Origin of the sequence: Streptomyces sp. NPDC005866, assembly GCF_040629895.1 — a bacterium.
Taxonomy (GTDB): domain Bacteria; phylum Actinomycetota; class Actinomycetes; order Streptomycetales; family Streptomycetaceae; genus Streptomyces.
On record NZ_JBEXWP010000008.1, the window covers coordinates 274,546 to 286,095 of the forward strand.

Consider the following 11,550-nt stretch of genomic DNA (forward strand, 5'->3'; position numbering starts at 1 on the left):
TCGCCGTCAGGTGGTGCGCGGCCGGACCGGCACCTTCAGGGGCCGGGCCAGGCCCGCCACCGCCTCGTCGAGGCGTTGCAGATGCCGCAGCACGCGGTCGGTCACCCGGTCGTAGCGCGGGGCGCGCAGGGTGCCCGGCTCCAGCATCGCCGCGATGCTGGGGCCGGTCTCGATCTCGGCGGGGGGCCGCCGGGTGTCGATATGGGCGGCGATCGCCTCGATGTTGTGCACGATCCGCTGCCCCGCCGCGCGCAGCCGGGGGTCCGCCGCGATCGCCGGATGGGTGGGCAGCAGCTCAGCCGTCGCCGCGAGGGACCGCGCGTGATAGGCGCACGTCTCGAGGAGCGCCACCACATGGCGCGCGGCGTCCCGGCGGGACCGCAGCGGGGTGATGGGATGCGTCAGCGGCTGGACCGCCGCCCGCAGATCGGCCAGCGCCTGGTCCAGGTCCCGGGCCTTCTCCACCAGGTCGACCGGCGGCGCCCCGCTCAACTGGTCCACGGCGGCCCGGGTGACGTCGGCCAGCCGGTCCAGCGTCTTGACGAGCAGCTCGTCGGTACGGCGGTCGGTGTGCACCGGCAGCACCACCGCGGCCGCGATCACCCCGCACACCGCGCCGAGCGCCGTCTCCTCCACCCGCAGTACCAGAATGTCCAGGCTGTAGGAGTTGAGCAGCGTGTACAGCAGGCCCAGCATCGCCGTCACGAAGAACGACATCAGGGTGTACGACAGCGGAGCCGAGTAGTACATCGCGAAGACGAACAGCAGCACCAGCCCGAACGCCGTCCAGGTGTGGTGCCCGACCAGCACCGCCAGCCCCATGCCGGCCACCACGCCGAGGACCGTGCCCAGCAGCCGCCGGTAGCTCTTCACCAGGATCTCGCCGGTGGAGGCGGTGTTGATGAACACGATCCAGCAGGTCAGCACCGCCCAGTACCAGCGCTGGGGGGACAGGAACTCCCCGGCCACGATGGCCAGCGCCGAGCCGGCCGCCACCTGCACCGCCGCGCGCGTGGTGGGCCGGCGCAGCCCGGTCGGCTCCTCGGACGCCGGTTCGTCCTTCTCGGCGACCTCGATGGCCGCGTCCTCGGCGTGCAGTTCCTCACGGGACCGGGCGGTGGCCGGGGTGTCGTCCGACTCGTCCTGCGGCCCGTCCAGCGCGATCCGCAGTCCCAGCACCGCCCGCGCGGCCTCGCCGATCCCCCGGAAGACGTCCTGCACGGCGGGTGGGGCGGGCGGCAGGTTCTCCTCCTCGCGGTAGCCGAGCAGCCGGTTGCGCACCTGGGCCAGCGCCGTCCCCGACTCCGGGCCGGCCGGCTGCAGCACCAGCAGCCGCAGTGCCTCCAGGTCCCGGCGCAGCTGCTCCAGCGCCTCGTCCCGGGCCGGCGGCGGGGCCGCCGAGGGCAGGTGGGCACCCGGCAGATGCAGGGTGAGTGTGTCCGCCCGCTGTGCGCTGCGCGCGGTGAGCAGCATCAGCCCGAGCCGCTCGGCGGCGATCTCCGCCTCCGCGATCCGGCGCTGCACCAGCCGGGCCACCGCCTCATCGGAGGTGCCGTCCGCGAGCCGCCCCTGGATCAGCAGCGCCGTCTCGTGCAGCCGGGCGGTCCTGATCCGGACCTCCTCCACCGCCTTGTCCAGCTCGTCCGGCCCGGCGTCCAGCAACTCGATCTGCGCGTCCACCAGTTGGGCGAACCGGACCCGGAAGGCCTGCCGCAGCCGGTCGAGGACGCCCGCCGGTGTCTGCCGTACGAGCACGAAGCGCGCCAGGGCCGCGCAGCCGAACGCGACCGCGATCGCGAGGTACAGGCCCGGCAGCGCGGCCACCGTCGCGTGCACGAACAGCGAGGCGAAGTAGATCTGAAAGCCGATCAGCCCCAGCGCCGTGCCCCGGTCGCCGAAGCGGCGGCCGTAGACCGCGCAGAAGATGAGCGCCACGAAGAACAGGTCACCGATCACGACCTGCTGGTTGAGCAGCGTGCCCAGGGTCATCGAGGCCAGCGCCACCAGCAGGCCCAGGGCGAGCGTGACGGCCTGCTGGGACCGCCTCTTCTCACGGATCGCGAAGGTGGCGGCCATCGCCGTGATGGCCCCCGCCACCAGATGGGTCACGTCGAGCCGCAGTACCGCCAGGACGGCGAGCGTGAGCGCGATGGCCGTGACCGTACGCAGGCCGGAGGTGAAGCGGAGGAGCCCGGGGTCGGCCGCCGCGAGCCGCCCCCGCACCTCCGCCCACACCGACCGTCCCGCCGCTCTCACTCCGCCGCGCTCTGCGTCAGGCCGTGGCTTCGCCGGAGCCCTCGATGCGGGCCCGGACCTGCTCCGGTGTCAGATACGAGTCCGTGTACTCGAAGTCCTTGAGCCGGGCGGCCTTGCGGGCCTGGAAGCCGGTACGGACGAAATCGTCGCCTGCCACCGCGTTCAGCAGCCAGTTGGTCGCGACCCGGGTCTTGGCCACGTTGGTGCGCAGCGCCGACCAGTGGTAGCCGCGGGCCACTGCCTGGGCGGGCAGCCCGCGCAGTTCGATGCCCAGCGGCTTCGAGACTGCGTCCTTGCCGCCGAGATCCACCACGAGCCCGAGGTCCTTGTGCACATACGGCTGGAGCGGCTGGTTGCGCAGGGTCGCGATGACGTTGTCGGCGACCACCTTGCCCTGCCGCATGGCGTGCTGCGCGGTCGGCGGACAGACCGCGCCCGCCTCGCCCTTCGCCTCGTCCGGTACGGCGGCCGCGTCGCCGAGCGCGAACACCCCGTCGTGGCCCGGAAGGGTCATCTCGGCGGTGACCGCGAGCCGCCCCCGGACCGTCTCCGTGCCCAGGGTGGCGATCAGCGGGCTGGCGACGACACCGGCCGTCCAGATCAGCGTGTGGGTGGGCACCACCCGGCCGTCGGTGAAGGTGACCTCCTCGGGGCCCGCCTTGTCGATCGACACCCCGAGGGAGACGTCGACGCCACGGCGGGCCAGGATCTCCTGGGCGCTGCGGCCGAGTTTGTCGCCCAGCTCCGGCATCAGCCTGGGGGCGATGTCGATCAGATGCCACCTGATCAGCTTCGGGTCCAGGTTCGGGTAGCGCTGCAGCGCCGCGTGCGTGAGCCGCTGCAGACAGGCCGCGGTCTCGGTGCCCGCGTATCCGCCGCCGACCACCACGAACTGCAGCCGCGCCGCCCGCTCGACCGGGTCGTCACTGGCGTCGGCCAGGTCGAGCTGGGAGATGACGTGGTCGCGGATGTAGGCGGCCTCGGCCAGGGTCTTCATGCCGAAGGCGTACTCGGTCAGACCCGGGATGTCGAAGGTGCGGGTGACGCTGCCCGGGGCCAGCACGATGTAGTCGTACCGCTCGTTCACGAGCCGGTCGGTGATGGTGCGGACGACGCACACCTTGGACTTCACGTCCACGCCGATCGCGCCGCCGGGGATGATGCGGGTGCGGTACTTCTTGCTCCGGCGCAGCGAGACGGCGATCGACTGGGGTGTCAGCACGCCCGAGGCGACCTGTGGCAGCAGGGGCAGGTAGAGCTGGTAGGCGAAGGGCGCCACCAGGGTGACGTCGGCCTCGTCGGGGCCGAGTTTCCGTTCCAGGCGGCGGACGCACCCCACTCCGGCGAAGCCTGCGCCCACCACCAGGATCCTGGGTCGTGTCACGGTGTCCATCCCTTTCCGCTGCTCCTGGGGTCGGGTCACGCCGTGCGCAGCCCCTGGAACGCTTGCTTCGCACCACTTCGATCCCACCGTGCCCGACGCCGTTGCGCCAGCCGGGCGGCGCAGGCAGACGAACGCGTGGGCTCCAGCATGCCCCTCGATCAAGAGGAGTAACCGGCTGTCGCATGGTTATGCGCCCAACTTCCGCCCGGTGTGAGACCGTCCCACGGCGATCACGTGCGCCAGTAGAGTGCCCGCCATGGCGCAGACCCAGCCCGGAACGGGCTTCCAGAAGCGGCACATCGACCCCGACCGCGTCGCACCGCTGGTGGGCGCCCTGGACTCCCAGGACGCCAATCCGGGTGTACGACGGCTGCGCGCCTGGGCCGAGGAGGCGCTGGCGGTACGGCCCGGTCAGCGAGTCCTCGACGTCGGCTCCGGAACCGGCTCGCAGGCCCGGGCGCTGGCCGCCGCCGTCGGCCCGGACGGTGTCGCGATCGGCGTCGAGCCCAACCCGAGTCTGCGGGCGGTCGCCGAGGAGCGGTCCGCCGGCAGCCGGGCTCGTTTCGTCCACGGCGAGGCGGCCGCGCTGCCGGTGCCCGACGGCTCGATGGACCTCGTGTGGTGCGAGCGGGTGCTCCAGCACATCTCCGACCCCGAGCGGGCCGTCGCCGAGATGGCCAGGGTGCTGCGTCCCGGCGGCCGGGTGGCGTTGCTGGACACCGACTGGGGGACCACCCTCCTGCACCCCGGTGACCCGGTGGTCGTGGGCGCGTTGACCGCGACCGCACTCAACGGTGCCAACCCCTACTCCGGGCGCCGCCTGGTCGGCCAGCTCAGCGCGGCCGGGTTCGTGGTGGACGACCGCGGCTCGCAGGCCCTGCTCCAGGACCACCGCACGGTCGCCTGGCCGCTGATCCGTATGCTCGGCGAGTCCGCGGTGCGTACCGGCGCCCTCACCGAGGAGCAGCGGGACACCCTGTACGCCGACCTCACCGAGGCCGCCGAGCGCGGGGCGCTGCACATGTCGGTGACGATGTTCGGGGTGGTCGCACACCGCCCTGAGTGACCGCGTCCGCCGCCCACCAGGGCAGGAAGCCCCTCACCAGGGCAGAAAGACGTGGATGTCCTTGCCGGTGTCGGTGACGACCACGCTGACCTGGTCGCACAGGGTGTGCAGCAGGTGCCAGCCGACACCGCCCCCGCCGTGGCGCGGATGGAAGGGGCGCGGCTCGGGCTGGACCTGGCTGGTGTCGTGCATCGTGATGTGCACACCGTCGTATGTGCGGCGCATCCGCAGCTCGAAGGGCCCCGGAGCGTACTGGACGACGTTGGCGGCCAGTTCCGTCACGACCAGCAGGATGTCGTCCCAGTACTCGGGGGCGGTGGGCGGCGAGGTGCGGGCGAGGTCGGCGAGATAGCCGTCCGCGGCCAGCCGGGCGCCGGTGACATTGGGCAGCTCGCCAGGGAAGGAGACCGTGCGGTCGTGGGTCTCCTCCGTCGAGCGTCTGTTGTCGCGCCGTGGCCCGGTCCCCATCTCGTCTTTCCCGGCCCTGGGGGATCAGGGCCGTGATCACTGTCCGATCTTTTCCCCTCGCGGCGAGTTCCCACTGCCGCACCGGATACGCGTGCTTCGCTCAGCGGAACACGTCGTCCGAGTCGTCCCAGTCGGCCGGCTCCGGCGGGCCCGGCCGGCGTACGGCGCGCGAGCGGGCCTGGTACATGGCGTCGATCTCGGCGGCGTAGTGGCGCGCTATGGCGTCCCGGCGCAGCTTCATCGACGGCGTGAGCATACCGTTGCCTGGGGCGAACGGTTCCTGCAGCACACGGTAGACCCGGATCGACTCGGAGCGGGACACCACACTGTTGGCGGACGCGATGGCCCGGGCGATCTCCTCGCGCAGCGCGTTCTCCTCGCGCGCCTCCCGCCCGGGCGAGTCGCCCGGCAGTTGCAGGGCCATCCGCCAGTGGGCCAGGAAGTCCGGGTCCAGGGTGATCAGCGCGCCAACGCAGGGCCGGTCGTCGCCGACGACCACCGCCTGGTGCACGAGCGGATGCATCCGCAGCCGCTGCTCCAGCGGGGCCGGGGCCACGCTCTTGCCGCTGCTGGTGATGATGATGTCCTTCTTGCGGCCCGTGATGGTCAGATAGCCCTCGGAGTCGAGCCGTCCGATGTCCCCGGTGGCCAGCCAGCCGCCGCGCAGCGCGGCCCGGGTCGCGTAGTCGTCACCGACGTAACCCTGGAACACGGACGGCCCGCGCACCAGGATCTCGCCGTCGTCGGCGACCTGGATCTGGGTGCCCGGCAGCGCCTGGCCGACCGTGCCGGACTTCTCGCGGCCCAGCGGCTGCATGGTGATCCCGCCGCCGGACTCGGTCAGCCCATAGCCGTCGTGCACGAGAATGCCGATGCCTTCGTAGAACAGCGAGAGTTCACGGCTGAGCGAGGAGCCGCCGGACGTGGCCCGCAGCACCCGCCCGCCGAGCGCCGCCCGCAGCCTGCGGTACACCGTCCGCTCGTACAGGGCGTGCTGCAGCCGCAGGTCGAAACCCGGACCCGCTCCGGTGCCCAGCCGGCCCCGCTCCTGGGCGGCGGCGAAGTCCCGGGCCGTCTCAGCGGCCCGCTCGAACAGAATGCCCCGGCCCGTCTGCTGGGCCGTGCGCAGGAACGTCTTGTAGAGCTTCTCCAGCACCGACGGCACCGCGTACAGATAGGTCGGCCGGAAGGTGCCCAGCGCCGATGCCAGCGCGGCCTCCGACATCTCCGGTTCGTGGCCCATCAGGAACCCGCCGCGCAGACACAGCACCATCACCATCAGGCCGTACACGTGCGAGAACGGCAAGTAGGCGAGAACGGAGGCCTGTTCGCCCGGACGGGCGGCAGTGTCCCCCCAGCCCGCTAGCAGGGTGTCGCACGGGTACGCCAGACCGCGGTGGCTCAGCGCGCAGCCCAGCGGACGGCCCGAGGTGCCGGAGGTGTAGGTGATCGCCGCCGTGGAGTCCGGCATCACCATCCGGCGCAGCGACTCAACCGTGGTCAGCGGGACGAACGCGCCCCGCTCCACCAGCTCCGCCATCGCCCCCGCGTCCAGCTGCCACATATGCCTGAGCCCGGGCAGGGCCCCGCACACCGTGCCGACGGTCATCACCGCCTGCTCGTCCTCGACCACCACGGCCACACAGCGGGCGTCCCGCAGGATCCACTCGACCTGGTCCCGGGAGGACGTCGGGTGGATCGGCACCACCTCCGCACCCACCGACCACAACGCGAGGCAGAACACCGTCCACTCGTAGCGCGTCCGCGCCATCACGGCCACCCGATGCCCGGGCGAGATACCGGAGGCGATCAAACCCTTGGCCAGGTCGACCACTTCGTCGCGCAGTTCGACCGCGGTGATCTCCTCCCAGCCCGCGGCGGCGGCCTCGGGCCGGCGGGCCAGCACCGGCAGGGTCGGGTTCCGGTCAGCCGTCTCGAAGATGCTGTCGGCGAGGCCGCCGGTCAGGGTCGAAGCGGTCATCGGAGCGAGGGCGTAGTCGCGCATGCGCTGCTCCTGGATGTACGGAGGGTGACCCCACCGATCGGTACTGTTGTCGAGGCGGGTCGAATCTAGCCCAGACAAGCGCGGCCCGTGTCGGGAACGGTCAACCAGTGCCGCGGCAATGGTTTCCGCCCGATGACAAGAGCTCAGCCCTGGGTTCGGCGCACACACCAGACGACGACGTCCCGCAGGCTGCCCGTGCGCTCCGGGAGCGACCGCTGCTCGCGGGCTCCGGTGCCCCTGCGCCGCACCTGTGCGACGGCCTCCTCGGCGAGCTCGAGCATCTGCCCGAACAGCTCCTTCTGGACCACGGCCTGACCGGGATCTTCCAGCGCGGCACGGTCGAGGACGGCGGCCGATCGGGGCACCGGCTCCCCGCTGTCCGGGTGGACCAGCAGGAGTTCTTCCTCCACTTCGACGGTACGCGGCACCGGGGACCGCCCTCCGTCCGGCCGCGACCGGGCGCGGCGGGGTCTTTCATCCCGAACTGCCCAGGCCCGGCCGGGCGGACACGTGACGGCGTCCTCAGCGGGCTACGGGGCGACAGGCTCCAGCCACACCGTGCCGAGCGGCGGCAGCGTCAGCCGCACAGCGCCCTCGTCGGCCAGCAGCGGCCCCCGGCTGACGACGTCCCCGCCGCCGTACCGCGCGCTGTCGGTGTTGAGGATCTCGCGCCAGACCGGAGTGCCCCTGGGCACGCTCAGCCGGTAGCCGGGACGGACGACCGGGGAGAGGTTGGACACCGCGAGCAGCGGCCGGGCCTCGGCGTCGAACCTCAGGAAGGCGAAGACGTTGTCCTCGGCCGCGTCACCCACGACCCACTGGAAACCCGCCGGATCGGTGTCGCGCTGCCACAGGGCGGGGCGTGTGCGGTACACGGAATTGAGATCGCGGACCAGATCGCGGACACCCCGGTGATCGGCCTCCGCGCCGTACTCGGGGTCGAGCAGCCACCAGTCGGGGCCGTGGGCCTGGGACCACTCGCTGCCCTGGGCGAACTCCTGCCCCATGAAGAGCAGCTGTTTGCCGGGATGGGCCCACATGAAGCCGAGATAGGCGCGGTGATTGGCGCGTTGCTGCCACCAGTCGCCGGGCATCTTCGACACCAGGGCCTGCTTACCGTGGACGACTTCGTCGTGGGAGATGGGCAGGACGTAGTTCTCGCTGTACGCGTACACCATCGAGAAGGTCATCTCGTTGTGGTGGTACTTGCGGTGCACCGGCTCGTGCTGGATGTACTCCAGCGAGTCGTGCATCCAGCCCATGTTCCACTTCAGCCCGAACCCCAGCCCGCCGCTGTCGGTCGGCCGGGTGACCCCCTCCCAGGCGGTGGACTCCTCTGCGATGGTCACCACGCCCGGCGCACGCCGATAGACGGTCGCGTTCATCTCCTGCAGGAACGCCACCGCGTCCAGGTCCTCACGCCCGCCGAACACGTTCGGCGTCCACTGCCCGGAGTCCCGCGAGTAGTCGAGGTAGAGCATCGAGGCCACCGCGTCCACCCGCAGCCCGTCGATGTGGAACTCCTCGCACCAGTACACGGCGTTGGCGACCAGGAAGTTGCGCACCTCCACCCGGCCCAGGTCGAACTCGTAGGTGCCCCAGTCGGGATGCTCGGCCCGCCGCTCGTCCCCGGGCTCGTACAGCGGGTCCCCGTCGAAGCGGGCCAGCGCCCAGTCGTCCTTGGGGAAGTGCGCCGGCACCCAGTCCATGATCACGCCGATGCCCGCCCTGTGCAGGGCGTCGACCAGGTACTTGAAGTCGTCGGGGGTGCCCAGCCGCGAGGTCGGCGCGTAGAAGCCGGTGACCTGGTAGCCCCAGGAGCCGCCGAAGGGGTGCTCGGCGACCGGCATGAACTCGACATGGGTGAAGCCTAGGTCGTTGACGTACGCGGGGAGTTCCTCGGCCAGCTGCCGGTAGCTCGACCCCGCCCGCCAGGACGGCAGATGCACCTCGTACACCGAGAAGGGGGCCTCGTGCACCGGTGTGTCGCCCCGGTGCGCCATCCACTCCGCGTCACTCCACTCGTGGCGTGAGACCGCCACGATCGACGCGGTCGCGGGCGGCACCTCCGTTCGGCGGGCCATCGGATCGGCCTTGAGGAACGGGCCGCCGTACCGGGAGGTGATCTCGAACTTGTACCGGGCACCCTCGCCGACGCCCGGCAGGAACAGCTCCCACACCCCGGCCGCGCCCAGCGAGCGCATGGGGTACTGCGTGCCGTCCCAGCAGGTGAAGTCCCCGGCCACCCGCACACCTCGGGCGTTGGGTGCCCACACCGTGAACCGGGTACCGGCCACCCCCTCATGGGTCATCGGCTCGGCACCGAGCGCCTTCCACAGCTGCTCGTGCCGCCCCTCACGGATCAGATGCAGGTCGAACTCACCGAGCGTGGGCAGGAAGCCGTACGGGTCGTGCACCTCGTGCTCGCCGTCCTCGTACTCGACGAGCAGCGTGTAGGAGGGGACCTCGGCGTACGGGAGCACGGCCGCGAAGAGCCCGTCGCCCTCCGACGCCAGGGGGGTGCGCACCCCGTCGGCCAGCACACTCATGGCCTGGGCGTGCGGGCGCAGCGCGCGGACGAGGGTGCCGCCGTCCACCGGGTGGGCGCCGAGCAGGGCGTGCGGATCGTGATGGGCGCCCGCGAGCAGACGCCCGCGGTCCTCGGGATCCAGCGGCGGGGCCGTGGGCCGGGAGGGGCCGGAGGGCTCCGGGAGTGAAGAGTCGCGCAGTGCCATCAGGTCAGCCTCCCCAGCGGGCGAGCCGCTCGATCGCGGCCATCGGAACCGGAAGCCAGGCCGGCCGGTGCCGGGCTTCGTACACCACCTCGTACACCGCGCGGTCCGTCTCGTGGGCGCGCAGCAGTGCGTGCTTCTTGCGCGGGTCCCAGCCGGCCCGGGCAGCGTAACCCGCGCAGTAGGCCTCCCGGCAACGGCGGGCCCACTCGGGGCGCCAGGGGCGGCGCTGCCGGGCTGCGTAGTCGAAGGACCGCAGCATGCCGGCCACGTCCCGCACCGGGGACTGGGTGCTGCGCCGCTCGGCGAGCGGCCGGGACGGCTCGCCCTCGAAGTCGATGACGAACCACTCGCGGTCTGCCCGCAGCACCTGCCCGAGATGCAGGTCGCCGTGGATCCGCTGCGCGTGCGGCCCCGCGTCACAGGTGGCCAGCGCGTCGAAGGCGCCCCGCAGCCCCGGCACGTACGGCCGCAGCGCCGGCACCGCGTGTGCGGCCGCCTCCAGCCGCGCCGACATGGCCTCCGCCGTACGGCCGTGTTCGTCGTGGACGGCGGACGGGAACGCGGCGGCGAGCGCGAGATGCACGTCCGCGGTGGCCCGGCCCAGCTCGTGCGCCTCGGTGGCGAATTCGTCGCCGGCCGCGAGCGCGCGCAGGGCGAGGGTCCAGCCGTCGGCGGCGTCCGGCAGGAACGGCTGCAGCACCCCGAGGGTCGCCGGGCTCGGCTCGGCGGTGCGGAACCAGGCCACCGGCGCGGGCACCCGCGCGCAGCCCTGCGCGGCCAGCGCTCCGGGCACCTCCAGGTCCGGGTTGATGCCGGGCTGTATCCGCCGGAACACCTTCAGGATGTAGGAATCGCCGTACACCAGCGAGGAGTTGGACTGCTCGGCGTCCAGCAGCCGTGGCGCGAGTCCGCCGGGTATCCGGGTCCGCGGGGCGGTCTCGAAACGCAGCGGACCGACCGTACCGGGTATCCGGAGGCGTTCCAGGAGCAGTTCAGCGGCGCGCGGGTCGTACAGGGCGTCGTAGACCGCGAGCCCGGCCAGCGGACCCTCCTCGGCCCGGCCGATGTACGCGCGCTCCAGCCGGGGCGTGCGGTGTTCGCGTACGCCGAGCAGGAGCTGGTAGCAGTCACCGGAAGGGGCGCCGCCTCCGCCGGGGGAGTGGTCGGCGTGGACGAGCAGATGCAGACAGCCGGGGAAGAGCTCGGTCAGGGACAGTACGGACAGATCAGTGACGGGCCGGTCCTTGCCCGCGAACCAGCGCTGCCGGGGCAGCCAGTCGCGCAGCAGCCCCCCGAGCGAGGCCAGCGGGCGGTCCAGGCCGGTCGCCGTGCTCCGGGGGAGGTCAACGGTCTTCGTCATGGTGACGCGTCCTTTCCTCGGCTCCGCACGCTCAGCGCCGACGGCCCGTGCGGGAGGCGACTCGGGAGAGCCGGAACCAGTAGAAGCCGTGCCCCGCGAGGGTGAGCAGATAGGGCAGCTCACCGATGGCGGGGAACCGCACCCCGCCGATCAGCTCCACCGGGTGCCGGCCGTCGTAGACCCGCAGGTCCAGCTCGGTGGGCTGGGCGAACCGGGAGAAGTTGTGCACGCACAGGACCAGGTCGTCCTCGTACTCCCGCAGGAACGCGATCACCG

9 protein-coding genes are annotated in these 11,550 nt (G+C 72.1%); 1 reads left to right on the forward strand and 8 read right to left on the reverse strand.

The window, feature by feature from the left end; genetic code table 11:
* Positions 1–6: 6 nt before the first annotated feature.
* Together ABZ396_RS15255 and ABZ396_RS15260 are read right to left on the reverse strand one after the other, a co-directional pair.
* Entirely contained in the window at positions 7–2,256 is a 2,250-nt protein-coding gene (locus tag ABZ396_RS15255) for an FUSC family protein (protein ID WP_358923609.1), read from the reverse strand.
* A gap of 16 nt (positions 2,257–2,272) precedes the next feature.
* Positions 2,273–3,649: an NAD(P)/FAD-dependent oxidoreductase gene (locus tag ABZ396_RS15260; RefSeq protein ID WP_358923608.1), complete on the reverse strand. Its 1,377-nt coding sequence runs from the start codon at positions 3,647–3,649 to the stop codon at positions 2,273–2,275.
* 247 nt (positions 3,650–3,896) lie between these two features.
* Between ABZ396_RS15260 and ABZ396_RS15265 the strand changes: the two genes are divergently transcribed.
* A complete protein-coding gene (locus ABZ396_RS15265) occupies positions 3,897–4,706 on the forward strand; it encodes a methyltransferase domain-containing protein (protein WP_358923607.1) in 810 nt (269 codons plus the stop codon).
* A gap of 33 nt (positions 4,707–4,739) precedes the next feature.
* On the opposite strand, the gene ABZ396_RS15270 is transcribed toward ABZ396_RS15265, so the two are convergent.
* From ABZ396_RS15270 to ABZ396_RS15295, 6 genes are all read right to left on the reverse strand, one after another.
* Positions 4,740–5,174 carry an ATP-binding protein gene (locus ABZ396_RS15270; protein WP_358923605.1) on the reverse strand — a complete coding sequence of 145 codons (435 nt, stop codon included), beginning with the start codon at positions 5,172–5,174 and terminating at the stop codon, positions 4,740–4,742.
* A gap of 100 nt (positions 5,175–5,274) precedes the next feature.
* Positions 5,275–7,179: an AMP-dependent synthetase/ligase gene (locus tag ABZ396_RS15275; RefSeq protein WP_358923604.1), complete on the reverse strand. Its 1,905-nt coding sequence runs from the start codon at positions 7,177–7,179 to the stop codon at positions 5,275–5,277.
* 143 nt (positions 7,180–7,322) lie between these two features.
* Positions 7,323–7,607: a glutamate-cysteine ligase family protein gene (locus ABZ396_RS15280; RefSeq protein ID WP_358923602.1), complete on the reverse strand. Its 285-nt coding sequence runs from the start codon at positions 7,605–7,607 to the stop codon at positions 7,323–7,325.
* A gap of 102 nt (positions 7,608–7,709) precedes the next feature.
* Complete coding sequence (gene glgB / locus ABZ396_RS15285; protein ID WP_358923600.1) at positions 7,710–9,914, reverse strand: 1,4-alpha-glucan branching enzyme; 2,205 nt, start codon at positions 9,912–9,914, stop codon at positions 7,710–7,712.
* 4 nt (positions 9,915–9,918) lie between these two features.
* The gene (locus ABZ396_RS15290; protein ID WP_358923598.1) at positions 9,919–11,274 is read right to left on the reverse strand and encodes a maltokinase; all 1,356 of its coding nucleotides are present in this window, start codon (positions 11,272–11,274) and stop codon (positions 9,919–9,921) included.
* Between the two features lie 31 nt (positions 11,275–11,305).
* Positions 11,306–11,550, reverse strand: a 245-nt coding sequence (locus tag ABZ396_RS15295; protein ID WP_359184730.1) for an alpha-glucosidase C-terminal domain-containing protein, incomplete at its 5' end; no start/stop codon positions are given.